The 25,025-nt window shown below is 48.3% G+C and carries 20 protein-coding genes; 13 read left to right on the top strand and 7 right to left on the bottom strand.

The features are described 5' to 3' along the window. Positions 1-9 precede the first annotated feature (9 nt). From Q7V32_RS02415 to Q7V32_RS02405, 3 genes are all read left to right on the top strand, one after another. Positions 10-1,023: a dihydroorotate dehydrogenase-like protein gene (locus tag Q7V32_RS02415; RefSeq protein ID WP_304895399.1), complete on the top strand. Its 1,014-nt coding sequence runs from the start codon at positions 10-12 to the stop codon at positions 1,021-1,023. A gap of 418 nt (positions 1,024-1,441) precedes the next feature. Continuing rightward, positions 1,442-1,963: a hypothetical protein gene (locus tag Q7V32_RS02410; RefSeq protein WP_304895398.1), complete on the top strand. Its 522-nt coding sequence runs from the start codon at positions 1,442-1,444 to the stop codon at positions 1,961-1,963. A 75-nt stretch (positions 1,964-2,038) separates the two neighbouring features. After that, complete coding sequence (locus Q7V32_RS02405) at positions 2,039-2,824, top strand: carbonic anhydrase (protein ID WP_304895397.1); 786 nt, start codon at positions 2,039-2,041, stop codon at positions 2,822-2,824. Positions 2,825-3,296: 472 nt separating this feature from the next. Here the strand turns inward: Q7V32_RS02405 and Q7V32_RS02400 are convergent, their stop codons facing one another. Both Q7V32_RS02400 and apbC read right to left on the bottom strand, forming a co-directional pair. Continuing rightward, complete coding sequence (locus Q7V32_RS02400; protein ID WP_304895396.1) at positions 3,297-3,521, bottom strand: molybdopterin cofactor-binding domain-containing protein; 225 nt, start codon at positions 3,519-3,521, stop codon at positions 3,297-3,299. 249 nt (positions 3,522-3,770) lie between these two features. Then, on the bottom strand, positions 3,771-4,862 hold the full coding sequence (gene apbC / locus Q7V32_RS02395) for an iron-sulfur cluster carrier protein ApbC (protein WP_304895395.1): 1,092 nt from the start codon (positions 4,860-4,862) through the stop codon (positions 3,771-3,773). Positions 4,863-5,037: 175 nt separating this feature from the next. Here apbC and metG point away from each other — a divergent pair, with 175 nt between their 5' ends. The 8 genes from metG to Q7V32_RS02355 all read left to right on the top strand — a co-directional run bounded on the left by metG (position 5,038) and on the right by Q7V32_RS02355 (position 15,688). Then, positions 5,038-7,053 (top strand): methionine--tRNA ligase, encoded by a 2,016-nt coding sequence (metG, locus tag Q7V32_RS02390; RefSeq protein ID WP_304895394.1) that lies wholly within the window; start codon positions 5,038-5,040, stop codon positions 7,051-7,053. A gap of 9 nt (positions 7,054-7,062) precedes the next feature. Beyond that, positions 7,063-7,491, top strand: coding sequence for a hypothetical protein (locus Q7V32_RS02385; protein WP_304895393.1), 429 nt, complete (start codon positions 7,063-7,065; stop codon positions 7,489-7,491). 370 nt (positions 7,492-7,861) lie between these two features. Beyond that, positions 7,862-9,118 carry a TolC family protein gene (locus tag Q7V32_RS02380; RefSeq protein ID WP_304895392.1) on the top strand — a complete coding sequence of 419 codons (1,257 nt, stop codon included), beginning with the start codon at positions 7,862-7,864 and terminating at the stop codon, positions 9,116-9,118. Then, positions 9,115-10,299 (top strand): efflux RND transporter periplasmic adaptor subunit, encoded by a 1,185-nt coding sequence (locus Q7V32_RS02375; protein ID WP_304895391.1) that lies wholly within the window; start codon positions 9,115-9,117, stop codon positions 10,297-10,299. The genes Q7V32_RS02380 and Q7V32_RS02375 overlap by 4 nt, the downstream gene beginning before the upstream one ends. Then, positions 10,299-13,355 carry an efflux RND transporter permease subunit gene (locus Q7V32_RS02370; protein ID WP_304895390.1) on the top strand — a complete coding sequence of 1,019 codons (3,057 nt, stop codon included), beginning with the start codon at positions 10,299-10,301 and terminating at the stop codon, positions 13,353-13,355. The genes Q7V32_RS02375 and Q7V32_RS02370 overlap by 1 nt, the downstream gene beginning before the upstream one ends. Before the next feature lie 2 nt (positions 13,356-13,357). Further along, a complete protein-coding gene (locus Q7V32_RS02365; RefSeq protein WP_304895389.1) occupies positions 13,358-13,663 on the top strand; it encodes a DUF3240 family protein in 306 nt (101 codons plus the stop codon). Positions 13,664-13,936: 273 nt separating this feature from the next. Continuing rightward, positions 13,937-15,400 (top strand): porin, encoded by a 1,464-nt coding sequence (locus Q7V32_RS02360; protein WP_304895388.1) that lies wholly within the window; start codon positions 13,937-13,939, stop codon positions 15,398-15,400. A 27-nt stretch (positions 15,401-15,427) separates the two neighbouring features. Further along, positions 15,428-15,688, top strand: a complete 261-nt coding sequence (locus Q7V32_RS02355; RefSeq protein WP_304895387.1) for a hypothetical protein — start codon at positions 15,428-15,430, stop codon at positions 15,686-15,688. 250 nt (positions 15,689-15,938) lie between these two features. Here the strand turns inward: Q7V32_RS02355 and mazG are convergent, their stop codons facing one another. From mazG to gcvH, 4 genes are all read right to left on the bottom strand, one after another. Then, positions 15,939-16,745: a nucleoside triphosphate pyrophosphohydrolase gene (mazG, locus tag Q7V32_RS02350; RefSeq protein ID WP_304895386.1), complete on the bottom strand. Its 807-nt coding sequence runs from the start codon at positions 16,743-16,745 to the stop codon at positions 15,939-15,941. After that, on the bottom strand, positions 16,745-17,677 hold the full coding sequence (locus Q7V32_RS02345) for a carbohydrate kinase family protein (RefSeq protein WP_304895385.1): 933 nt from the start codon (positions 17,675-17,677) through the stop codon (positions 16,745-16,747). The genes mazG and Q7V32_RS02345 overlap by 1 nt, the downstream gene beginning before the upstream one ends. Before the next feature lie 80 nt (positions 17,678-17,757). Then, complete coding sequence (locus Q7V32_RS02340) at positions 17,758-18,117, bottom strand: diacylglycerol kinase (protein WP_304895384.1); 360 nt, start codon at positions 18,115-18,117, stop codon at positions 17,758-17,760. Positions 18,118-18,205: 88 nt separating this feature from the next. Beyond that, a complete protein-coding gene (gene gcvH / locus Q7V32_RS02335) occupies positions 18,206-18,589 on the bottom strand; it encodes a glycine cleavage system protein GcvH (protein WP_304895383.1) in 384 nt (127 codons plus the stop codon). 647 nt (positions 18,590-19,236) lie between these two features. Between gcvH and Q7V32_RS02330 the strand changes: the two genes are divergently transcribed. Together Q7V32_RS02330 and Q7V32_RS02325 are read left to right on the top strand one after the other, a co-directional pair. Further along, positions 19,237-20,256 (top strand): efflux RND transporter periplasmic adaptor subunit, encoded by a 1,020-nt coding sequence (locus Q7V32_RS02330; protein ID WP_304895382.1) that lies wholly within the window; start codon positions 19,237-19,239, stop codon positions 20,254-20,256. Between the two features lie 6 nt (positions 20,257-20,262). Further along, positions 20,263-23,364, top strand: a complete 3,102-nt coding sequence (locus Q7V32_RS02325) for an efflux RND transporter permease subunit (protein ID WP_304895381.1) — start codon at positions 20,263-20,265, stop codon at positions 23,362-23,364. A gap of 226 nt (positions 23,365-23,590) precedes the next feature. Here Q7V32_RS02325 and Q7V32_RS02320 read toward each other — a convergent pair whose 3' ends face one another. Next, positions 23,591-24,865 carry a TIGR03862 family flavoprotein gene (locus tag Q7V32_RS02320; protein WP_304895380.1) on the bottom strand — a complete coding sequence of 425 codons (1,275 nt, stop codon included), beginning with the start codon at positions 24,863-24,865 and terminating at the stop codon, positions 23,591-23,593. Positions 24,866-25,025: the final 160 nt, after the last annotated feature.

Raw genomic sequence — 25,025 nt, 5'->3', positions numbered from 1 at the left:
GCAACCCGTATGGACTTATCCACCCGTTACATGGGACTAACTTTAAAGCACCCGATTGTGGTGTCTTCCTGCCCTTTGTCCGATTCTCTAGCAGGAATCAAGACACTCGAAGATTCAGGGGCCTCGGCTGTTGTCCTGCATTCATTGTTCGAAGAACAGATTCGCCGGGAAAACGATGCTTTCGATTTTTTCCTGGAATCGGGCTCGGACAGCTTTGCCGAATCGCTTAATTTTTTTCCGCATATTTCTGATGGCCCTAAAGATTCTGACCGCTACCTCAACAAGATCAGAAAAGCAGTAGAAAGCACCGATATTCCGATTATCGGCAGTCTGAACGGCATCACCAACAGCGGCTGGATTGATTATGCAAAACTGATTCAAGATGCCGGCGCCCATGCGCTGGAATTAAATATTTACTTTTTACCTACGGACATCAGTTTAACCGCTCAAGAAATTGAACAACGCTACTTTGAAATCTTAAAAGCCGTCAAAAAAGCGGTGACAATACCGGTAGCCGTTAAGTTAAGCCCTTTTTTCAGCGCCATCGGCAATATGGCAAAACGTCTGGATGAAACAGGGGCCGACGCCCTGGTCTTGTTCAACCGGTTTTATCAACCGGATTTTGATTTGGATAAATTGCAGGTTGACCCTCGCTCCAGCTACAGCAGCCCTGATGAAATCAGACTGCCGCTGCTGTGGATTGCCGTATTGCATGGCCAGCTAAAGGCTTCGTTAGCCGCCAGCCGAGGTGTGCATTCGCCGGTGGAAGTAGTCAAATATCTGCTCGCCGGAGCCGATACGGTCATGGTGGCCTCAGCATTGATGAAAAACGGGCCGCAATTTTTGCAGGTGCTCGTGGACGGCCTGGAACACTGGTTAACCGCTCGTGACTATCAATCTCTGGAAGAGATAAAAGGTGTAATGAGTAAAAAGAATGTGTCCGATCCCGGCGCTTTTGAAAGAATCAATTACATCAAAGTACTGGAAAGCTTCGAGAATCCCTTTACCGCAGGCCACTATTAAGATTGGTTAAAATCTCACTGACTCACGGATGCGCTTTCTGTAGCCATGGATCAGTAACCCCAGCAATTCCCAGTTTGCTATTTTCAGCGTCATTCTGGGCAGGGAAAAGCCTTTCGAGGAACGCCGTAAACCCTTCCATGGGGGCTTGGCAGCAGCATCCCTGCTGCCGACATCCTCAAAAAGCTTAACCCAGCCCTTTTTTCTCTTCAAATTGAGAATTGCTGCAGTAACCCGGTTTTTAACAGGAAACCTATATGATCCCGGCAATACCCAATTTGGTCATGAAAAAACTTGTCGGCAACAGGGATCGGGCAACGGCATTTCTGATAAGGCTTACGCCAAACCACATTAAAAGTTCAAACTGGGAATGAATGACATGATCCGCCTCCTTATTATTTTCATGATATTTCCTACTATCATGTCATGCTCCACAGAATCAAGGATCGAAACACCCGACGCACAGCTCTCGTCTGATCCCCCTCCTGCATCCAAAAAGAACGCGCATGCCTCTGAGCCCCCCGATACCGGTGAACCCGCCATGCATGCGGTTCAAAACAACCGTCTGCAGCAAGTCATGCAGCAGATCAATAGCCTTGTCTATGCCCAACTGAGCAGTGAAATTAGTTTGGGCCAGGAACGCCAGATCAAAACTGAAGAAATTGCCCGGATTGCCGGAGAACTGGCTGCCAGCGAAAAATCAATGATAGAAACCATGCCCTCTCTCAACCTCAAGCCAAACGAGGAAGCCACCTTTATCGCATTAGCCGAGAAGTTGCGATTAAGCGCGGTTCAAATGGAAACATTGGCTCGCCAACATCAACTGCAAGGTATTCCGGAAACCTTGGACAACATCACGAATACCTGCACTTCGTGCCATGTTTTATTTAGAAAAAGCCGCAGTCTATTAGAAAAGTGCAGAGACCCCCGATACACTTGTTAGCGTCTCTCTGCCATGGCGAACAGGCGTCAATATCTTTTAACAAGACCTAGGCCTTAACCGGCAAATTATCGTGATATGAACCGCAAGATTACGCCTATCTTCAGTCTGGTATTTTTTAGTTATCTCCTGACGCCCAATTCCGTCTTCGCTGCAGACGGTCACGCCGATCCGCATTGGACATACGAAGAACAAGCCGACTGGAGCGTATTAAAGGATCCATTGTACAAGCCCCCCTTTCCCTATGCGGAATGCGGCATCGGTCAAAAGCAGTCTCCGGTGAACATCGATCCGGGCAATGTCATCAACGTTGATAAAATCGATGAACTTCAACCCAGTTATATCGAAGTACCGCTCAGTTTGACGAATAATGGGCACACTATCCGGGCAAATATCGCGGAAGGCGCGCTGTTTTTCGGCAACAATCAGTATGATCTGGTCCAGTTTCATTTTCATGCGCCTAGCGAACATCTCTTAAACGGGGTTACTTATCCCATGGAGATTCATTTCGTCAATGGTACTGCCGATGGCCGGATGGCCGTGGTGGCTGTCTTGATCAAGGCAGGCACTTTTAACGCCGCATTCCAGGAAATTCTTGATCAGGCACCTACTCAAGCAGGCCAAACCGCTAATCCGGCTTTATTGATACGTCCTGATCGATTGCTGCCTAAGCATACTCAACATTTTTATACTTATGCCGGATCTCTGACTACGCCGCCCTGCAGCGAGGGCGTTCAGTGGTTTATTCTGCAAGAGCTTTTGGAAATATCGGAACAACAGATAAAGGCATTTAACAGCAGGTTTTACCATGACAATGTTCGTTCCGAACAAAAACTGAACGGACGCAAGCTGGACGTTCACTGATGCTGAATGGACTGTAATCTGTTAGGCGGCGAATGCAACAACCGACGCCTGAGAAATACCCACTGAGCAAACTCAGTCCATACCGGTTATTCCTATTGAATTCCCTATTCAGATTTGAGGACGATGCTGTTTGTGATTACAGAACAAAATATATTAGACGGTCTGAATAATGATGAATTTGTCTATTTTTATCAACCCAAGGTATCGCTGATTACCGACAAAGTGATATGCGCGGAAGCCTTGATTCGCTGGATCAAGCATGAACCGCGAAAGATGCGGTTCGTTCCTCTCCACATCCTACAAAGGGGTCATTTATGACACGGCTTTATTTTATCGGCACATCGTCCGTCCGGTCAGTCTTTACGCAATTGATCGCGGATAGGTAACTGGCGAATGCGTTGACCGGTTGCGGCAAAAATGGCATTGCACAATGCCGGCACGATGGGAGGAACACCCGGCTCACCTACCCCGCCTAACGGTGTGACGTAGACGGGGACGGAAGAGGATGTACCCGGATTTCGCGAGGTGCATCATCCATAAGGATCAACTGGTAGGCATGAAAATTTTCCTGCAGCACCACGCCTTCCTTGAAACTGATTTCGCCAAGCGTGGCTAAACTGCCCCCCATAATGCAGGTTCCCTCAATTTGGGAACGAATAGGTTCCGGATTAACCTGCGGTCTGCAATCCACGGCCAACTCAATACGGGGTACGCTTAATTTGCTATCCTCGGTGACGGCAACCTCAACCAGAACCGCAACAAACTATAATGAGCAACAAGGCCTAATCCTCGGCCTTTGGAAAGCTTGCCTCCCCCATTGACCGTATCGGTAACAGTTTCTATCACACGAGCAAGAAGACGGGCGGGTAGACAACGAGACCCAACTGGGAACTCTGAGTCAAATCACATTGGCTGAAGGTTCTAAGTAATCAGAAGTCCTTATGTATTATGTATTTTGCACCACAATAGTAGGGAACCGAGAACTGAAGTCTTTGGCTCTTATCGCAAGTCTACCGGCAGCTTTTCGTGCAATCTCACGGTAAATGGTTGCGGGCCGTCCATCAGGATCAGACACAACGATCGGCCTGCCTGAATCGGCAAACTGTCGGATCGAAATATCTAAAGGCAAGGATCCCAGCAACGGCACTTTGTTTTTTTCCGCCATCGCAACACCGCCGCCAGAACCGAAAATCGGCTCTTCATGTCCGCACTGGCTGCAAATATGAATACTCATATTCTCGACAATCCCCAGTACAGGCACATTGACTTTCTCAAACATGCCCAAGCCGCGTTGGGCATCCAGTAACGCAATATCCTGTGGCGTCGTCACAATAACCGCACCGCTGACCGGAATTTGCTGCGACATCGTCAATTGAATATCACCGGTGCCTGGGGGTAAATCGATAACCAGGTAATCCAGGTCAGACCACTGAGTTTCCTTCAAAAGTTGCTGCAAGGCACTGGTTACCATTGGCCCGCGCCAGATCATCGGCTGATTCTGATCAACAAGAAAACCGATGGAATTGGTTTGCAAGCCAAAGGACAATTTGGGCTGCATGGTTTTACCGTCCTCACTCGCCGGAAAGCCCGACACACCCAGCATTGTCGGAATACTGGGGCCGTAGATATCCGCATCGAGAATGCCGACATTCGCACCTTCCGCCGCCAAGGCCAGCGCCAGATTCACCGCTGTCGTCGATTTACCGACGCCTCCCTTGCCGGAAGCAACCGCGATAATATTTTTCACCTGTGGAATGGGCTTCAAGCCCTGCTGAACAGCATGCGAAATGATATTGACCGACACATCAATCATAATCGAACCTATGCCCGGCAAATTCTGTAAATGCGCCCGTACAGCTTCTTTCAATTGCTCAGCGTAACGCTTGGCAGGATAACCCAACTCCAGCGCCAGATGAACATCAGCCCCATCGATAGAAATCTGCTTAACTGATTTTTGGGCCACCAAATCCGTATCGGTATTGGGGTCAATGAACGTTCGCAGCAGATTTTCCACATCTGCCCGGTTGATTGCTGTCATGTCTACTCCGTTGTAATTAGATAAAATAAATAACCAAGTAAAATACTCAAGAATAACCCATTTTACCTGTTTTTACTAAAAACGCACTTTTTGATATTGACCTACTCTGAAAGACAGGGTTTTGTGACATAATGCCGCATTAATTTATGCTTTAGTACGATCGATATCATACATCATGCCTGACAGAAAAATTCTAGTTACCAGCGCCCTGCCCTATGCCAATGGCCCTATCCATTTAGGTCATCTGGTGGAGTATATTCAAACCGATATCTGGGTGCGTTTTCAAAAACAAAGAAACAACACCTGTTATTACGTCTGCGCCGATGATACCCACGGCACACCGATCATGCTGCGTGCAGACAGCGAAGGTATTACGCCTGAAGCCTTGATTGGCCGTGTATGGGAAGAGCATTTGGCCGATTTTACCGCATTCGGCGTAGCCTTTGATAATTTCCACAGTACGCATTCAAAAGAAAATCAGGTCTTATCGACACTGATTTACGAACGTCTGCGTGATGCCGGTCATATCAGTTCGCGCACTATCGTTCAGGCCTATGATCCGGTTAAAAACATGTTTCTGCCGGATCGTTTTATTAAAGGTGAGTGTCCCAAATGCGGTGCCAAAGATCAATACGGCGACAGCTGCGAAGCCTGCGGTGCGACTTACTCACCCACCGAACTCAAAAACGCCGTTTCAGTCGTATCCGGTGAAAAACCCATTGAAAAAGAATCGCTGCATTACTTTTTTAAGCTAGGCGATTTCAAGGATATGCTGATGGAATGGACCCAAGCCGGTCATTTGCAGCAAGAGGTGACCAACAAACTCAATGAATGGCTGGAAGGCGACCTGCATGAATGGGATATTTCCAGAGATGCGCCTTATTTCGGCTTTGAAATTCCTGATGCGCCGGGCAAATATTTTTATGTCTGGCTGGACGCTCCGATCGGCTATATGGCCAGCTTTAAAAATCTTTGCGAACGCGAAGGATTGGACTTTGACGCGTTTTGGGGAGAAAACAGCCCTACCGAGCTTTATCACTTTATAGGCAAGGATATTGTTTATTTTCATGCCCTGTTCTGGCCCGCCATGCTCAAAGGCGCAGGCTTCAGAACCCCCAGTGCGATCTTTGTGCATGGCTTTTTGACCGTCAACGGCGAAAAAATGTCCAAATCGCGCGGCACATTCATTAAAGCCCGTACTTACCTGGATCATTTAAACCCGGAATATCTGCGTTATTATTTCGCTGCCAAACTCAGTGCCGGGGTCGATGACATTGATCTCAGTTTTGATGATTTTACGCAACGGGTCAATTCCGACCTGGTCGGTAAAGTGGTCAATATTGCCAGCCGTTGCAGCGGTTTTATTCATAAACAATTTGGCGGTCTTTTATCGGATCGTTGCGCCGAACCTGAATTGTTCAAGCTTTTTATTGAAGCCAATACATCCATCGCTGAACATTACGAAACCCGCGAATTCGGCAAAGCCATGCGCGAGATTATGGCCTTGGCCGACAAAGCCAATCAGTACATCGATGAGAAAAAACCCTGGCTTATCGCCAAGGAACCGGAGCGAGCAGCAGAACTGCACGAAGTCAGCTCAATGGGCATCAATCTTTTTCGCTTGCTGGCCGCTTATTTGAAACCCGTTCTACCGGTGATGGCGCAACATGCTGAAGTTTTTCTGAATATTGACCCAATGGTCTGGCCGGATCAAAGCCAACCATTAACCGGACACACCATCAACCCGTTTCAACCGCTAATGACACGCGTAGACCCGGAAAAAATCGCCGCGGTCGTTGACGCTTCCAAGGAAAATCTGCAAAAAACAGAGACGCCAAAACCCAGAAAATTTGACCCTATCAGCGAACCCATCACGTTTGACGATTTTGCCAAGCTGGATTTGCGGATTGCCAAAATCATTAACGCAGAGCCTATCGAATGCGCGGATAAACTGCTGCAGCTTACCGTCGATATCGGCGATGAAACCCGCAATATCTTTGCCGGCATAAAATCGGCCTACTCACCCGAAGATTTAATTGGCAGACTGACACTGGTCGTCGCGAATTTACAGCCGCGAAAAATGCGTTTCGGCATGTCGGAAGGCATTGTAATAGCAGCAGGACCGGGGGGCAAGGATATCTGGTTATTGTCTCCCGATCCGGGAGCCGTGCCTGGTATGCGGGTAAAATGATGACCTGTGATGCGGCCTGATATGCCCGGCCATCAACGACGACCAGGACTCAACCTGATCTTCCGACGCTGGCTGTTTATTACGCTGGCGATACTGCAGTTGGTATCGCCTTTGTTACATGCACACACCTCATCCGCAGAACCCGCAAGCGGACTTCATCTACCCGGTCTGGAACAGTTCAGCTTCTTTTCCGAAGCGCCTTCATCGGACGATTTGCCCGATCATGCCGGCGATGAACGGCCTATCGTCATAGACTTTGGCCTCAATAGCTCATCACCAGGTCAGCATGACGTACAGGCCTTAATTACTGCCACATTCGTTTTTTTAACTTATACGGCCGTTTTTTGTTACACCATCAATTTATCCGCTCATGCCAAGCCGGCACATAGAGCGTTTTTGACTCCACATTCCCCGCGTGCGCCCCCTGCCTATCTGTAAAAAAGACTGAAAACCGGCATATCATAAAGTTTACGTTGTAAACGTCCCGATTTTCAGTTTAGTTTCATGCTGACTTGGTCTAATGACATTCTTATTAATTTTAGAATAATCGTAATTTTTCAGTATAGGTTGGGCTTTCTTTTTACAAGCAGCAACCCACACGGAGCATCAACTTGGTTTTGTTGCTCCTCGAAATAGTTACGAATAATGATTTAATCAACGAAAAACAGTACTCCTAACTGGTCGAAAAACGTCCAGTTTCCAAATGGAGTAAAAACACGATCGTATTAAACGACAAACCTTATATCAGTGCGTCATTCGAAGAGTGTCTTTTGTGCATTTCGTGACCTAACCGCTTTTGGAGTTAACTATGTTTGCCCTCAACCTGTTGAGAGCCGGATTGCTGATAAGCCTGCAGACCACTGCCCTGACGGGCCAAGCGGAGCCGCTAACCAGCACCGGACATCAAGATCCTATCGAAGTGGATGCCGGTTTGACACTAAGCCAGGTTATTGATGCCACGCTGGAGAAATACCCGGATGCCTCATGGCTGAATGCTTTGGAAGAAGAATCTGCCGCCATTGCCGAGCGCGGCCAAAGTTGGACAGCCGGAGCTGCGACTGCAGGCCTGGCATTCCAGGAAGCAACCAGTGGCACGCTGCATATTCTGGATGCGGCAGTCCAGGTGCCTTTATGGAATCCGGGGCAACGCGACGCCGAACAAGCGCTGGCAAAACAAGCCGGAAACAGCGCCCAATCTCAAAAATCGGCGGTCAAACTCAGAATTGCCGGCCTGATCAGAGCGACCCTCTGGGACATAGAATTGGCCAACATCAAATACAATCAGGCCAAAACGGACAAAGAGGTCACCCAGGCCTTACTGGATAAAGTCCGGCAACGTTATGAACTGGGCGATTTACCCCGCTCCGACCTGTTGCTCGCCCAAAGCGAATTGTTGCAAAAGCAATCCTCGCTGACCCTCGCAGAAGCGGAAATCATGCACGCCCGGAAACGCTATATCAGCATTGCACAAAACTCTAAAATTCCCGGCCACTATCAGGAATCCTTATCGGAACTGACTGAAATTCAACAAAACCATCCGGACTTGGTGGCGGTAAACAGTCTAATTGACCGCAAACAAGCCGAACTTGAAACCATCAGAAGGATAGGCTCGGGCCAAACACATGTGGCGGTAGGCATCAACAGCGACAGAGGCAACAACGACCCCCGCAGTAATTACACAGAAAGCTTCAATATCGGCGTCTCCGTCCCCTTTGGCGGCAGCGCTCATATGGCGCCCCAGATTGCCGCCGTGAATGTGGAAGTGAACAAACTGATTACCCAGCGTGATCAGCTATACCGAAACCTGGAACTGGCGCATCATGAAGCAGAACATGCATTGGAAGTAAACCGGGCTGAACAGGATAATGCCAACCAGCTTAAACAACTGGCCGAAGAACATTTAGCAATGACTGAACTCAGCTTTTCGGCCGGAGAAATCAATCTGATGGATTTGCTTAAAATTCAGGCACGTACCCAACAATCCATCCTCTATGCCAACGAACGTGCGGTCATGCTCCAGCGCGACATTGCCCTTTATAACCAGGCGGTAGGAGTATTGCCATGAAATTAGTTAAAACCTTGGCTCTGACCTTGAACCTAATCGTGCTTAACAGCGTTGCCGATGAAATAGCACCAGCTCGGGAAACAGTGCCGGAAACAATCGCACCGGCCGTCAGCGCACCCGCTCCATTAAAGGAAGCCGGCAAAGAAACCCGACAGATCGTAATTTCCCAAGCCCAAATACAGGCGCTGGGCATCAAAACGGGTCAGTTAATACCCGTTCAGGAAATTCCTCTTCTGCAAGTTGCGGCCAAAGCCATTATTCCTCCTAACAAAGAAAACTGGGTCAGCGCGGCTCAAGGCGGATTGATCACCAAAATTGCAGTCGCGTTAGGCGACAAAGTCAGCCAAGGTCAATTACTGGCGCAAATTAACAGCCCGGAATTATTGAACCTGCAACGACAATATCTTAAAGCGGGCAATGAACTGCGTCTGGCCGAGTCAGTTTTTCAGCGTGACAAAAAGATGGCTGACAGCGGCATTATCGCGAACAGCCGTTTGCAGGAATCACGCAGCCGCTATGACTCGTTGAGCGCCGAAACCAATGAAGCCCGGCAACTGCTGCGTTTGACCGGCATGACCGAGGTCGCGATCAAACAACTGGAGACGACACGACAACTGAACAGTTTGCTGAATGTGGTCGCCCCCATCTCCGGTGTTGTGCTCGAAAATAAAACTACCACGGGCAGCCGGGTGGATAATCAGACCGCCTTATTCCTTATCGCCGACCTCACCGAACTGTGGTTGGAACTGAGCATTCCGCAGGAAAAAATTAACACGATTCATTTAGGCGACAAAGTCACTATCACTGACTCGGAAGTGACGGCCAAAATCAGCCTTTTGGGTCAGAGCGTCAATGATCAGAACCAGACAATAACGGCCCGCGCCGTCATTCAAGCCCCCCAAAACGAAGTTCGTCCCGGCCAAAGTTTACAGGTGAATGTTATCAAAGTGCTTGAACAACCGGCTATCAAGCTGCCCAATGAGGCCATCGCACAGCATCAAGACCAAGCGTTTATATTCATCAAGAATGAGCAAGGCTTTTTGGTTTCCCCTGTTCAGATCATCGGCAAACAAGAGAGCGAATCATTTATTAGCAGTAATTTGCCGGCTCAATCCGTTGTCGCATTAAGCGGAGCTGCTGCTCTAAAAGCCAATTGGCTGGGCTTAGGGGATGCAGACTGATGATCAACGTCATTCGTTTTGCTCTCTCACAGCGCATCTTAATGCTGTTGTTGATGATAGCGCTAGCGGGAGGCGGCTATTATGCTGTCAGCGATATTCCCATTGATGCCTTTCCCGAGGTGTCTCCGACGCAAGTCAAGATCATTGTCAAATCGCCCGGCATGACGCCGGAAGAAATCGAGAGCCGGATCACCGCACCGATAGAAGTGGAATTGCTGGGCATACCGCATCAAACCATGCTGCGCTCCATCGCCAAGTATGCGATGACCGACATCACGCTGGATTTTGAAGAAGGCACCGATATTTTCTGGGCACGTCAACAAGTTGCTGAACGCTTGAATACCGTTTGGGGTGAGTTGCCCGCAGGCATTCAGGGCGGGATCGCCCCGATGACCACACCTTTGGGCGAGATGTTCATGTTTTCCGTCGAAGGCGGCGATCTCAGCTTGATGGAGCGGCGCAGCTTATTGGATTGGGTTATCCGGCCGGCATTGAGAACCGTGCCCGGTGTTGCCGATGTCAATTCATTGGGCGGTCTGGTCAGAAGCTTTGAAGTAGTACCCGATAACACCCGCATGTCAGCCCGGCATATCGGTATCGATCAATTAATCAACGCTTTGGAACACAATAACCGTAATGACGGCGCAGGTCGTCTCACGGAAGGTGAAGAAGCCCTGATTGTCCGCGCCGAAGGCCGCATCAAAACCCAGGAAGACATTCGTAACATTGTGGTCAGCAATGACCAGGGAACACCGATCAGAGTCGGCGACATCGCCGAAATTCGGACCGGCTCAATGACCCGCTATGGCGCAGTCAGTAAAAACGGAGAAGGTGAATCGGTTACCGGCCTGGTCTTGAGCCTGCGCGGAGCCAACGCCCAGCAAACCATCAACCTGATTGAGCAGAAACTGGAGGATATCAGTTCCGCATTTCCGGAGGGCGTTCATATCGACGTATTTTACAATCGCGGCGATTTGGTCGGCAAAGCCGTTCATACCGTCATCAAGGCATTGGTAGAAGCGATCGTACTGGTAGTTATTCTGCTGCTATTATTTCTGGGCAATTTACGCGCGGCACTGACTGTGGCGCTGGCTCTGCCTTTGGCAGCACTGGTGACATTTATTCTGATGCGGGGCATGGATATGTCGGCCAATTTGATGAGCCTGGGCGGCTTGGCTATCGCAATAGGCATGCTGGTGGATGCAGCGGTAGTGGTAGTGGAAAATATCATCACCCACTTGGCCCATCAGGAAAAAGCTTCACGCCTGCCTAAATTACATGTCATCTACAGAGCCACCCGGGAAGTTGCCGCACCTGTCGTTTCGGGTATTTTAATTATCATCATCGTATTTTTACCGTTGCTGACCTTGCAAGGTCTGGAAGGTAAATTATTCAGACCGGTGGCTCTGACCATCGTCTTTGCGCTGAGCGGTTCATTATTATTGTCATTAAGCATCATTCCGGTGTTGGCGTCTTACCTGCTAAAAAATATATCACACGAAGAACCTTGGCTACCCAGGCAATTGATCCGGCTTTACCGGCCCATGCTGGAATGGTGCATGGGCAATGCTAAAAAACTTTTTAGCGGCGTTGGCATTTTAATGGTCATCACCGTTTTCATCTTCAGCCAGATAGGCAGTACCTTTATGCCGACGCTGGATGAAGGCGATATCATCATTCAATTGGAAAAACTGCCGTCCATCACGCTAGACCAGTCGGTTAAGCTCGACGGTAAAGTGCAACAGAATATTCTTAAAAATGTCCCTGAGGTCGTCAAAATAGTCTCTCGCGTCGGCTCGGATGAGCTAGGCCTGGATCCGATGGGCCTCAACGAAACAGACACCTTCCTCGTTTTAAAACCCAAGGAAGAATGGCGTATGGGCAGCAAGGAAGCCTTGATCGACGAAATACGTAAAGTCATGGCCGGAACGCCGGGTATTGCTTATGGTTTTACACAACCCATTGAAATGCGCGTTTCCGAAATGCTGACCGGCACCCGCGGCGATCTGGCTGTTAAATTATTCGGCAGCGATCTGGCACTTCTGAATGAAAAAGCCCAGGAAATAGTTACTCTACTTAAAAATATCTCCGGCTCCACTGATGTCTTTGCCAAACAAAATGAAGGCATGCAATTTTTATCCGTTGAACTGGACAGTTTAGCCCTGGGCCGTCTGGGTCTGAATGGCGACGGCCTGCAAACGCTGCTGCGTTCTCAGATAGAGGGATTAAATCTCGGTATTGTGCAAGAAGGCATCAAACGAATCCCCTTGATTTTACGCGGCGCCAGCTCATCGGCTGATTTTGAAAGCCTGCAGATCACGCTACCCAGTGGCGAAAAAGTACCCATCACAGCCGTCGCACATTTAAAGCGTGTCGAAGGCGTCGTGTCTGTTGAACGGGAACGAGGACAACGCTTTGTCGTCATTCGCAGCAACGTTGATAACCGGGATCTGGTCGGTTTTGTTGATGAAGCGCGCCGCACGATTGCCGAAAAAGTGAAGCTGCCGGCCGGCTATTTTGTGGAGTTCGGCGGCCAATTTGAAAATCAGCAGCGCGCTGCAGCGAGACTGACCATTGTTATCCCGGTAGCGCTGGCTTTGATTTTCCTGTTACTCTTCTCGACTTTCGGCTCAGTCAGACAAGCCACGCTGGTTTTATCCAATATTCCGCTGGCCATGATCGGCGGCGTATTTGGCCTCTGGCTATCGGGTGAATATCTGTCTGTACCCGCCTCGGTAGGTTTTATTGCCTTGCTGGGTATTGCCGTCCTGAATGGTGTGGTCATGGTCAGCTACTTCAATCAGTTGCGCGCGACCGGCATGGCTATAGGAGATGTCGTTATTACCGGCTCGTTACGCAGACTGCGCCCGGTCATGATGACCGCCACTATTGCAGCTTTCGGCTTAATTCCATTGCTGTTTGCAACAGGGCCGGGTTCTGAAATTCAACGGCCATTGGCAATCGTCGTGATAGGCGGTCTGGTTTCATCGACCTTTCTGACCTTGTTTCTATTACCGATTTTATTCAAACTATTTGGTCAACCCAAGGAAGCCTGATCATGAGCAAAAATGAATTTATGGTCACGCTCAGCGTACCCCCAAGCATTGAAGAAGCGATTGTCGATTGTCTTTTGGAGATTGAATCCGAACTTGGATTTATCAGTTTTCCGGTCAGTGCTCACGATCACCGGAATGAAGGATTATCAACGGCCGAACAGGTCACCGGACGGCAACGCAAGATCCGTTTTCAGATGTACCTGGATCAGGCCGGGCTAACGGCGCTCATCGCCCGACTCAAATCCGAATTCAAAGGGGCGGGTATCGGCTATCGGGTTATACCGGTCATTGATGGCGGGGTGATTTGATTTTTTGAAAAGACCTAATTTAATAAGCCACTTCATTCATACGCTAGAACTTAAATTCTAGCGCCAGCTTTTCATGCAACAGAGTCATTGTTCAAACGCTGGGCAGTCAGCGCATCACCCCAGAAAATGAAAGATTAGTAGGATGTGCTGTACAGCAATAAGATGGTTTTCCTGCAATCATTAAAATTGTCACACAACTGTCATATTTCTGTCATAAAACTGTCATTTTAAGCCTATAAGATTGCCGCATTTTCTACTCTTAGACAAGCTTACATGAAACTTACAAAAATGAAGTTGGCGATCATTTCAGTTCTTGGCTTCAGCCTTTCGACCAGCGCTTTTGCAATAGATCTTTATATGGACAGCGAAACCAAGCAGCTTTTTGCCGAAGACGGTCCGGGACGGATTAAATTGGGTACGTTTGAAAAAGTGGAAGACAAAACCAAGCAAAACGAGGAAATGGCCGAGATTCGCAATGATTTGAAAAACAAGGAGCAAGAGTTTAAAGAACTGGAGGAGCGCGTCGTCGCGGTCAAAGAAGCGAATGCTAAAAATGACGAAAAATGGTTTAACAAAATCAGCCTAAGAGGTTATACCCAGCTTCGTTATAACCAAAAACTGACCGGCGATCGGGTAGCGGGTCAACCCGAGTTGCGTTCTAACGAGGGAGACAAATCGATCAAGGACAACAGCAATTTCTCGTTCCGTCGAGTTCGTTTGGTATTCTCGGGCGACATCAACGAATATGTATCTCTTTATATTCAACCGGATTTTGCTACTACGAATGGTGATCAGAACTTTGCGCAGTTGCGTGACGCGTATGCCGATCTGGCCTTTGATAAAAGCCATGAATACCGTATCCGCGCAGGTCAATCCAAAGTTCCGTTTGGTTGGGAAAACCTGCAATCATCACAAAATCGCTTATCACTGGACCGGGCAGATGCACTCAACAGTGCGGTACCCAGCGAACGCGATTTAGGCTTGTTCGCTTACTGGTCGCCTACCCATGTACAAAAACTGTGGAAAGATTTAAGCCTGAAAGGTCTGAAAACATCGGGTGATTATGGCGTATTAGGCTTCGGTGTCTACAACGGCCAGAGCTTGAATAAAGATGAGCGCAACGATGACCTTTATATGGTGGCCCATGCAACCTACCCGATCGAACTGGACTTTTTAGGTTCCATGTTTAATGGGCAGGTTCTGGAAGTTGGCGCGGATGCCATATCCGGTAAATTTAATGTAAATAGCCGTAGCGCATACACCACATTCGATGGTATAAAGCGAGATAAGCCCCCTACTCAAGATAATAAAGGCAATAGCGAAGATCGCGCAGCGATCCATGCGATTTTGTTCCCGCAACCTTTCGGCTTTCAAGCTGAATGGAACTGGGGTAAAGGCCCTGCTCTGAATGTTGAAGATAACATTATCGAAAGAAAGTCTCTGAGAGGTGGCTATGTTCAAGCCATGTATAAGATCGACAATATTTTCGACACTCAAGGTACTTTAATCCCGTTCGTCAAATGGCAACACTACGACGGTCCGCACAAAGGAGCCGTGAACGCGACCTACACTCATGTCGAGGAAATCGATTTTGGCTTTGAATGGCAAATGATGAAAGCGCTGGAACTGGTGATGACCTATACCATGATGGACAGAACCAACACAGTCATCGGCAACGACTACCTTGGCCAAGCCTCAGGCGACTTGCTCCGCACCCAGTTGCAATGGAACTATTAAGGATATCGCTACAAATAATTTCCCCCTTTGAAAAAAGGGGATCGAGAGGGATTTATTAAAAACCATCCCCTAGCCTCTTTTTTTCAAAGAGGGGAGATAATCGCAGCAATTCTCAATTTGAAGAGAAAAAAGGGCTGGGGGAAGTTTTTGAGGATGTCGGCAGCAGGGCAGATTTTTATTCCAGACAAAATCTGCATTTCCACCGTCCTTGGCGGTCAGATGCTGCTGTCAAGCCCCCATGGAAGGGTTTACGGCGTTCCTCAAAAGGCTTTTCCCAGCCCGGAATGACGCCGAAAAGATCAAACTGAGCGTTGCTGGGATAATCGTACGGTTCGACACAATCCGAATTCCGGGAAGTTATTTATGACGGAATCCTAAGTCAAAACTATTCAGCTTTGCCACAAAAATAAAGGTGATGCCCCGTGTAGGTTGCGGTTGGCGAAAGCCAACCAAACCTACACGGCGCATCGTCCAAGTTTCTGCTGATCTTAACTCAGGCCTTGGTCAACAAAATCCTGAGCAAAAAACCATTGCGTCTTTACACTTTCCGCCCTTTGAGCACTCGCTTGGCTTCATTCCAGAGTTCATCAAGCTCTGCGAGTTCGCAGTCCCGCATTCCACGACCTGAAGCCAGCACTTGCTGTTCTATGTATTGAAAACGGCTGGAAAATTTCTTAGTGCTTTCCCGCAACGCGATTTCAGGATTGACTTTAAGATGGCGGGCCAAATTGACGGCTACGAGTAATAAATCGCCGATTTCTTCCTGAATATGAACCTGATCTCCGGATTCCCAAGCTTCCCTGACTTCTTCCAGTTCTTCCATGACTTTATTGAATACCGGCAATACCTCGGGCCAATCAAAACCCTGGCCTGCGGCGCGATTCTGAATCTTTTCGCATTGCACCAATGCCGGAAGATTTCCGGGAACACCGTCCAAAACACTGTCGGGTAAAGCGCTGCGTTTTTTACTTTGTCGCTCTTCCAGCTTGGCATCTTCCCAGGCTTTTTTTCGCTCGTCATCATCATGATAGTGCGTGTCACCAAACACATGCGGGTGCCGTCTAACCAGTTTTTCACAAATGCTTTCGGCGACTTGTTCGAAATTAAACAGGCCCTGTTCCTCAGCAATCTGCGCATGAAAAGCAACCTGCAACAGCAAATCGCCTAATTCCAGTCGCAAATCATCCCAGTCGCTGCGTTCAATCGCATCAGCCACTTCATAGGCTTCTTCAATCGTAAAAGGAATTAAACTGTAGAAATCCTGCTGGATATCCCAAGCGCAGCCGCCGTCCGGAGAACGCAGGCGCGCCATGATGGCTAGCAATTTTTGGGTATGCTGGAGCATTAAAAAGAAGAACCGAAATTCTCTTTATAGCGGGCTTTGAAGCTTTCCATTGAAAAGCCATGATTCTGAGTGCCGTGGTGTTCTATTTTGATGGCTCCCAGTAAAGAAGCAATGCGACCGGTAACCCGCCAACTCATTTCGTTAATTAAACCGTATAACAATCCGGCTCTAAAGGCATCACCGCAACCCGTTGGATCATTAATCGATTTTGGTTTAGCGGCTGGAATTTCAATGCATTCTTCTTGCGTGTAAATTTTTGAACCGTTTGCACCCAGCGTAACAATCAACGCATCGACTTTTTCAGCTATTTCTTCCAGGCTCAGTCCAGTGCGTTCCTGCATGAGTTCTGATTCATAGTCGTTCAAGGTCACCCAGGTAGCCTGATCCAGAAAATGAATCAATTCCTCGCCATTGAACATGGGCATACCTTGACCCGGATCAAAAATAAACGGAATACCCTGTTCAACAAATTGCTCGGCATGACGCTGCATGCCTTCTTTACCATCAGGAGAGACGATGCCGATACTGATAGGAAGATTGGTAGGCACTTCATTCAGGTGTGACATATTCATTGCACCGGGATGAAATGCAGTAATCTGATTATCATCTTCATCGGTGGTGATATAGGCCTGCCCCGTATAGTTGTCGTCGAGTATCCGAATATGGTCTCTGGAGATACCGCATTGGCACAACCACTGTGCATAAGGCTCGAAATCATGCCCGACAGTCGCCATAATGTAAGGATCTTCACCCAGCAATTTAAGGTTATAGGCTATGTTACCTGCACATCCGCCATATTCCCGGCGCATCACCGGCACCAAAAAAGATACATTCAGAATGTGGACCTTATCAGGCAAAATATGATTTTTAAATTTATCATGAAATACCATGATGGTATCGTAAGCCATAGAACCACAGATCAATGCACTCATAAATTCCTCAGAACCCCTTGTTAACAAACCGCAGTCTGCCGCTCATTATAAAAAATGAAAAGCCTGCGAATTTCAAAAAATTACAATAATATCACGCCCCAAGTCACAGCGGCCCAGAGCAAAGACAACATAACAGCAGCCGATCCGATGTCTTTCGCTCTCCCGGACAACTCGTGATGATCCAGACCCACGCGATCAACAACCGCTTCCACCGCCGAATTTAACAACTCAACCACCAAGACCAGAACCATACTGCCGATCAGCAACAGCTTGTCTGTGGCCGTTTCACCCAACCATAGCGCTACGGGTGTCGTAACAACAAACAGGAGCACTTCCTGCCTGAACGCTTCTTCATGCGACCAAGTTGCCTTAAACCCCGCGATTGAAAAGAACACTGCATTAAAAATGCGTTTTATGCCTTTTGCGTTTTGATTTGCCATGATTGTTCGACTGTCCATTATCCAAAACGTCCATGTTAGTCTTGTAATTTGTCAGAAAAATGACAAGTGTCATTTCTGACAAACCATTTCAACCGTCAATCATTTTTTGGTAGTCATCGGCATCCATCAATGCATCAAGTTCGGAAGGATTATCTGCTTTTATGCAAAACAACCAGGAAGTATAGGCATCATCATTCACCTGTTCAGGTGAGTCGTTTAAGTTTTCGTTAACAAACACGACCTCACCCGAAACAGGGCTGTATAAATCCGATGCGGTTTTTACCGACTCAACAACCGAGCATTGTTCACCTGTTTTTAATTGCCGCCCTATTTTAGGCAACTCGATAAAAACCAGGTCGCCTAGTTCAGATTGTGCAAAATCGGTAATGCCGACACGCACTAAATTATCATCTTCCAGCTTTGCCCATTCATGGGTTTTTGCATATTTTAAGTTATCGGGTAATTCGTTCATTATCCTGCATACCTGGTTAGTTTAAATCCGGAAACAACTTTTACAAGCCTGTTTCGTCGATAAGGTTTATTGATTTATAAAGGCTTGACTTTATTGGATAAGCTTCGCTGGCACATAGTGTATTATTTTTGAACCGTAAACCGACAAATAACACACCTTTAAAACGGGCCGATTTCGAAAGTCGGGGACTACCCTGCTATCCATTTCAAGCGATGCTAAAGAATAACCTGCAATCCAATAAAACAACAAAAAATTAATTATAGATTTCAGTCCGTCTTATAATCTCTTCCAGCAAATCAAGCCGCCTCGCTTAAGTTTATCCCTTGGCGCCTAATTTTTGCCATTATTTCAAGCGAGCCCCTGATCTCAAAGCAATTCTCAATTTGAAGAGAAAAAAGGGCTGGGGGAAGCTTTTTGAGGATGTCCGCAGCAGGGCAGATTTTTATTCCGGACAAAATCTGCATTTCCACCGTCCTTGGCGGTCAGATGCTGCTGTCAAACATCCCTGGAAGGGTTTACGGCGTTCCTCAAAAGGCTTTTCCCAGCCCAAAAGGACGCCGAAAAGATCAAACTGAGAATTGCTGCTGAGCTCCGTAATAAAAATATCGTTTTTGAATTTAAGCTACTCTACCTACTTTTTAAACTGAATGTCCAGACTGACTGCCGTCAACATCTTAAAGCCGCTTTGTCTGATTGCCGCCACAACGCTTGGCTTGATCAGCATTCCAGGCTTTACCAGCCCGGAATCGGATGAGGCAAGTCAGCGCGCTGACGTTGAGATAGAAACAGATCAACAAGCCTTGTCCGGCATTAAAACAGTGATTTTGAAAGCCGAGAGTTTTCTGCCTGAAATGGCTGTTTACGGCAATGCCATGAGTCTGCAGCCCCTATTGGACCTTAGAAACCGTTATTTAAGCGCGCTGGCAGAAACACAAAATAGCCGGGCCCGTTTGCAATTGACGCAAAAATCCATGGCCCGGACACGCCACTTGCATGACAGCGGAGTCGCTGCAAAACGCACCCTGGAAGAACAGCAGGCGCTGTTTCAATCGGAACAGGCCTTATCTCAAAATGCGCAATGGACCACACAAGGTATTCGCAACGAAGCCCTCATGAATTGGGGAGAAAAACTGACAGGCCTGTTTTTGCAACAAGACAGCCTTTCCGTTACACCTTATTTAACCGGACAACAAGCGTTGTTACTGATCACCTTTCCCGGCACAACCCTGCTCAATCCGGCGGGTCAAAAATTGGCCGTGAGTCCATCCGGCCAAAGAGATCAGGCGCAAAGTGCCGAATGGATCGCTAAAGCACCACAACTTGACGGGCTGACACAAGGGGAAAGTCATTTTTTTACAACCCGGCATCCCGGCATTCGACCTGGCGCCCGCGTTGCTGCCTGGCTGCCGAAACAGCAAGAAGCACTGTCCGGAGTCATCATACCCGGCACGGCTTTGATCTGGCACCTTGGGCAAGCGTTTGTTTATATCAAAACCGGCCCGGAACACTTTAATCGCCGCGCCATCCAAACGTTTGATGAAGCTCAGAACGGCTATTTCATCAGTCAAGGTCTATCAGCCGGTGAAGAAATAGTCATAACCGGCGCGCAAATGCTGTTGTCAGAGGAATTTAAAGCCCAAATTCCTGATGAAGACGATGATGACTAGCTTGCCATGCTGACGGCACTGATCCGATTTTCAATCCGTTATGCGGGCCTTGTAGCGGTCATGGCTGTGCTGCTGTTCGGCTACGGACTGTATCGCTTTGCATTGGCAGGACTTGATGTATTTCCGGAGTTTTCGCCCAAACAAATTACGATTCAGACCGAAGCGCCGGGTTATTCAGCCGAACAAGTCGAAATTTTAGTCACCCAACAGATAGAAAGCGCTATTAGAGGCCTCAGCCAGCTCCATAACGTTCGTTCCGAGTCCATTCAGGGCCTGTCCATTGTCACGGCAACGTTTAGCGAAGACAGCGACATCTACCGCAACCGCCAGTTATTGGGTGAACGGCTGGCCGGTTTGGCAAACCAGTTACCTCAAGGAGTTGTCAGCGCGCCAACCGCCGTCCCGCTGTCGTCTTCATCAGCGACTGTCCTGACCATCGGTTTGAATTCGGACAAAAGCGATTTGATGACATTGCGTAATCTGGTGGATTGGACCATCGTTCCCAGACTACTGGCTGTCCCGGGCGTGGCCGACATCAATGTCTTCGGAGGCGAAATTCAACAGCTGCAGATTCAGGTTGATCCGCTCAAATTACAGCGTTTCAACCTGGCACTGAACGAGGTTATTCTCGCGGCATCGGAGGCCGCTCAAGTGCAAGGCAGTGGTTTTATAGAAAATACCAACCAGCGCTTTACTCTGGAAGTCACCGGGCAAAAAGCCACTCCTGAAACATTTGCAGGTGTCGTGCTTAAACACCAGCAAGGCCGGGCTGTGACGCTGGGAGATGTCGCGCTGATCCGCCATGCGCCTGATGCGCCCATAGGTGCTGCTCAAATCATGGGAAAACCCGGGATCGTCATGATGGTGATCGGTCAATTCGGGTCGAATACGTTGACCGTATCAAAACAGGTAGAGGAAACACTAACCGAATTCAGTACCCTGTTTCAAACCCATGACATCAACTTTTATCCGCATTTATTTCGTCCGGCCGATTACATTGAAGCATCCTTGACCAATTTATCAGGTCACTTATTGTTCGGCGGTTTGTTCGTCCTGATTATTTTGTACGCGTTTTTGTTTAACCTGCGTACCGCCGTCATTTCGGCAGTTGCGATTCCGGTTTCGCTGATTTCCGCCATCGTGATTCTGCTGGAATCCGGGATTAATCTGAATATCATGGTGCTTGGCGGACTGGCCATTGCTCTGGGCGAAGTCGTCGATGACGCCATTATCGACACGGAAAATATATTCCGCAGACTGCGCGAAAATCGCCTCATTCCTTCGCCCCTGCCTTTGTCTGAGGTTATCTCTAATGCATCCCTGGAAGTGCGCAGTTCGGTTGTCTATGCCAGCTTTATCGTCGCACTGGCCTTTGTGCCTTTACTGACTTTAGGCGGAACCGCTGGACGCCTGTTTGCGCCTTTGGGGATTTCCTACATTCTCGCCATTCTGATGTCTTTGCTGGTTGCACTGACGTTAACACCGGCCTTGTGTTACCTGTTATTGGGCAAACAGCTTAATGACGCCAAAGAACCGCCGGCCATTCGATTGATTAAACCCGCCTACCAGAAAGCGCTAGGCTTTGTGACCCGCCAGTTCAAAACCGTGTTACTCATCAGTTCACTTCTTTGTCTGAGCGGCATTTTTGCCTTCTTTGGCATGGGTAGTAAATTTTTACCGGAATTGCGTGAAGGCCACTACATAGTTCACACCACCAGTATTCCGGGAACCTCACTGCAGGAATCCATTCGCATCGGCAGCCGAATCACCGAAGCGTTTTTAAAAATTCCGGGCATTGAATCGGTTTCGCAATGGGCGGGCCGGGCTGAACGGGGCGCCGATACCTACGGCAGTCATTACAGTGAGTTTGAAGTGCGTCTAAAACCGATGTCCGGCCGGGAACAACAGCGAATCCTGACGGCGTTGCGCAAAATTCTTGGCGCCTTTCCCGGCATTCTGTATGAAGCCAACACCTTTCTTACCGAACGTGTTGATGAGACTATCTCTGGCTATACATCGCCTGTCGTGGTTAACATATTCGGAAATGATTTAAACGCCATGGACCTTAAAGCGGAGGAGGTTGCAGCCGTCATGCGCACCGTCCCTGGAGCAGCAGAAGTGCAACTGCGCTCACCGCCTGCTACACCGGTTATTCAGGTCAACCTGAGAGAGGACAAGCTCAACTTTTGGGGCTTAAGATCGATTGAGGTGATGAATGTCATCCAGACAGCTTATCAAAGCAAGCTGATAGGCAAAAATATCCAGGGTAACCGTATCTTTGATATCAACGTGACGCTCACGCCCGAATTCCGGCATCGACCCGATCTGCTGGGGCGGTTACCGATACGAACGCTGGATGGCACCTTGATTACCTTGGCTCAAGTCGCCGATATCAGATTGACCAGTGGCCGCTATAATATTCTGCATCAAAACGCACAGCGCAGGCAGGCCATCACGGCCAACGTGGTTGACCGGGACTATGACGCCTTTATATTGGACTTAAAATCTCGCGTTTTTAATACCATCAGCTTTCCTGCGAACATGTATCCGGAATTCACCGGAGCCGCGATAGAACAGAGCAAAGCCCGAAAAGACCTGATATTGCATTCATTGCTGGCCGGAACCGGCGTGATGATCTTTATCTATATTGCCTTGGGCAGTTTCCGGCATACGCTGATCACTCTGGTCAACCTGCCGTTTTCATTAGTGGGAGGTATTGCCGCTGTTTTGTTGAGTGGCGAAAGTCTTTCTATAGGCTCAGTCGTTGGCTTTGTGACACTCTTCGGCATCACTGTTCGCAACAGCATCATGCTGTTATCTCATTACCGCTACCTGACTGAAACCGAGGGTAAACCCTGGAACCTGGAGACAGTGACGCAGGGCGCTCAAGAACGATTACCTTCGATACTGATGACCGCTTTGGTCACGGCCTTGGCGATGTCGCCTATCGCTTTTGACAGTGATAATCCGGGTAGGGAAATTATGGGCCCCATGGCCGCCATCATTATTGGGGGCTTGGCCTCATCAACGTTATTGAATTTGTTGTTGTTGCCGGCAATCTTGCTGCGCTTTGGAAAGTTTGGTGGTAAGGACGTAATTCGGAAATAACGCCCTTACCTGCAAAAATGAAGCAATTCCCATTCTGCCCTGCAACCCCTTTCTAAGGGGGGGAAAGTAGGAGAAGCAGGACAAAATCGAAACGATAACTCGACGAGTCAAAGTAAATCCTTTTTTAAAACAACCTCGCGTTAGAGCTATATCAATTACATCGTAAACCATTAATTACCAGCAAAAATGTAATCACATATTCCCAACGAGATTGCAGTTTAACGGATCAACCTTTCATTTTACTTTCAACCGGCAACCCTAACCAGCTTATAACACCTTGTCCCGCGGCTCTTCCGGTAGCCAGACACGCCGTCAGCAAATAGCCGCCGGTAGGCGCCTCCCAGTCGAGCATTTCTCCTGCACAAAAAATTCCTGGCCACGCCTTAATCATCAGGTCACCGGTCAGCGCTTCAAAAACAACGCCTCCGGCGCTGCTGATTGCCTCATCCAAAGGTCTTGTCGCGATGACTCTCAAAGGTACATATTTGATCGAGTGAGCCAGATGCGGCATATCGTCAAACCGACCAGGGGCAACACACTCGCGCAAAAGGCCGGTCTTTATGCCATTTAACCCGGCTTTTTTTCTCAAGTGATTGGTAAGCGATGATTTCCCGCGTGGTTGTTCCAAACGTTCCATCAACCGATTCAGAGGAATATCGGGTAACAAATCAATGAGTACATCCGCATAACCGGATGAACGTATTTCATCGCGTAGAACCGAAGACAAGGCATAAATGAGACTGCCTTCTACACCGGTTGACGTAATGTTAAATTCACCTCGCTTTGAAACTCTGTTGCCCTGACTGTCTGTAAAAGACATCACCACTGTTTTAACCGGTTGTCCGGCAAAATGCTCACTGAAATATTCAGACCAGGCGACATCAAAACCGCAGTTTGACGGCAATAAAGGCGCGACCGGTATTCCCTGATTCTGCAGTAAAAAAACCCATGCGCCAGTCGAACCTAACTTGGCCCAGCTGCCGCCCCCCAGCGCAAGTATAAATGCATCGGTTTGCTGCGTTTTTATGCCATCCGGGGTGTTGAATTGCAGTAAATATCCCTGCTCCATGGCTTGCCAGTTGAGCCATTCATGCCGCATGAAGAATTTTACGCCGCTCTCACGCAAACGGTGTAACCAGCTTCTCAATAAGGGAGCGGCTTTCATCTGCTCAGGAAATACGCGACCTGAACTGCCAGTAAAACTTTGAATACCCAGTTCTGCCAGCCAGGCTTTGAGTCTTTCCGGGCTGAATTGATTCACACAGGGCTCAAGTGCGGCTTGTCTTTTGCCATAGCGTGTCAAAAATTGAGGTAACGGTTCGGAATGGGTAATATTCATGCCGCCTTTGCCAGCAATCAAAAATTTGCGTCCTACCGAAGGCATCGCATCATAAACATGAACCGTCAAACCGGCATCGACTAGCACTTCGGCAGCCATCAGTCCCGCTGGACCGCCACCGATGACAGCGACTGTTTTTACCGGATTTGGATTTTGTTGCATCTAATAACCGCCGAAATAATCAATAGTAAAACCGGTAACTACTCGCCCGCTTTGAATTAAGGGTGTAGGTGCTTGATTTCAAAGGACGCATCAATACGTCCCTGTAGCTCTCTGCAACATCCCTGTTGCAGAAGCCTTTTCAATCAACCACCTACACCCA

The organism is Methylicorpusculum sp., assembly GCF_030651835.1.
Classification (GTDB): domain Bacteria; phylum Pseudomonadota; class Gammaproteobacteria; order Methylococcales; family Methylomonadaceae; genus Methylicorpusculum.
This window is presented reverse-complemented; position numbering and strand designations above follow the sequence as displayed.

What these genes read in the sequence shown, in the direction of transcription:
- Q7V32_RS02325 (WP_304895381.1), top strand. Translation starts at nt 20,263, where the DNA reads ATGCTGACGGCACTGATCCGATTTTCAATCCGTTATGCGGGCCTTGTA.
- Q7V32_RS02375 (WP_304895391.1), top strand. Translation starts at nt 9,115, where the DNA reads ATGAAATTAGTTAAAACCTTGGCTCTGACCTTGAACCTAATCGTGCTT.
- Q7V32_RS02415 (WP_304895399.1), top strand. Translation starts at nt 10, where the DNA reads ATGGACTTATCCACCCGTTACATGGGACTAACTTTAAAGCACCCGATT.
- Q7V32_RS02345 (WP_304895385.1), bottom strand. Translation starts at nt 17,677, where the DNA reads ATGAGTGCATTGATCTGTGGTTCTATGGCTTACGATACCATCATGGTA.
- Q7V32_RS02340 (WP_304895384.1), bottom strand. Translation starts at nt 18,117, where the DNA reads ATGGCAAATCAAAACGCAAAAGGCATAAAACGCATTTTTAATGCAGTG.
- Q7V32_RS02380 (WP_304895392.1), top strand. Translation starts at nt 7,862, where the DNA reads ATGTTTGCCCTCAACCTGTTGAGAGCCGGATTGCTGATAAGCCTGCAG.
- Q7V32_RS02410 (WP_304895398.1), top strand. Translation starts at nt 1,442, where the DNA reads ATGTCATGCTCCACAGAATCAAGGATCGAAACACCCGACGCACAGCTC.
- mazG (WP_304895386.1), bottom strand. Translation starts at nt 16,745, where the DNA reads ATGCTCCAGCATACCCAAAAATTGCTAGCCATCATGGCGCGCCTGCGT.
- Q7V32_RS02320 (WP_304895380.1), bottom strand. Translation starts at nt 24,865, where the DNA reads ATGCAACAAAATCCAAATCCGGTAAAAACAGTCGCTGTCATCGGTGGC.
- apbC (WP_304895395.1), bottom strand. Translation starts at nt 4,862, where the DNA reads ATGACAGCAATCAACCGGGCAGATGTGGAAAATCTGCTGCGAACGTTC.
- Q7V32_RS02370 (WP_304895390.1), top strand. Translation starts at nt 10,299, where the DNA reads ATGATCAACGTCATTCGTTTTGCTCTCTCACAGCGCATCTTAATGCTG.
- metG (WP_304895394.1), top strand. Translation starts at nt 5,038, where the DNA reads ATGCCTGACAGAAAAATTCTAGTTACCAGCGCCCTGCCCTATGCCAAT.
- gcvH (WP_304895383.1), bottom strand. Translation starts at nt 18,589, where the DNA reads ATGAACGAATTACCCGATAACTTAAAATATGCAAAAACCCATGAATGG.
- Q7V32_RS02330 (WP_304895382.1), top strand. Translation starts at nt 19,237, where the DNA reads ATGTCCAGACTGACTGCCGTCAACATCTTAAAGCCGCTTTGTCTGATT.
- Q7V32_RS02405 (WP_304895397.1), top strand. Translation starts at nt 2,039, where the DNA reads ATGAACCGCAAGATTACGCCTATCTTCAGTCTGGTATTTTTTAGTTAT.
- Q7V32_RS02365 (WP_304895389.1), top strand. Translation starts at nt 13,358, where the DNA reads ATGAGCAAAAATGAATTTATGGTCACGCTCAGCGTACCCCCAAGCATT.
- Q7V32_RS02385 (WP_304895393.1), top strand. Translation starts at nt 7,063, where the DNA reads ATGCGGCCTGATATGCCCGGCCATCAACGACGACCAGGACTCAACCTG.
- Q7V32_RS02360 (WP_304895388.1), top strand. Translation starts at nt 13,937, where the DNA reads ATGAAACTTACAAAAATGAAGTTGGCGATCATTTCAGTTCTTGGCTTC.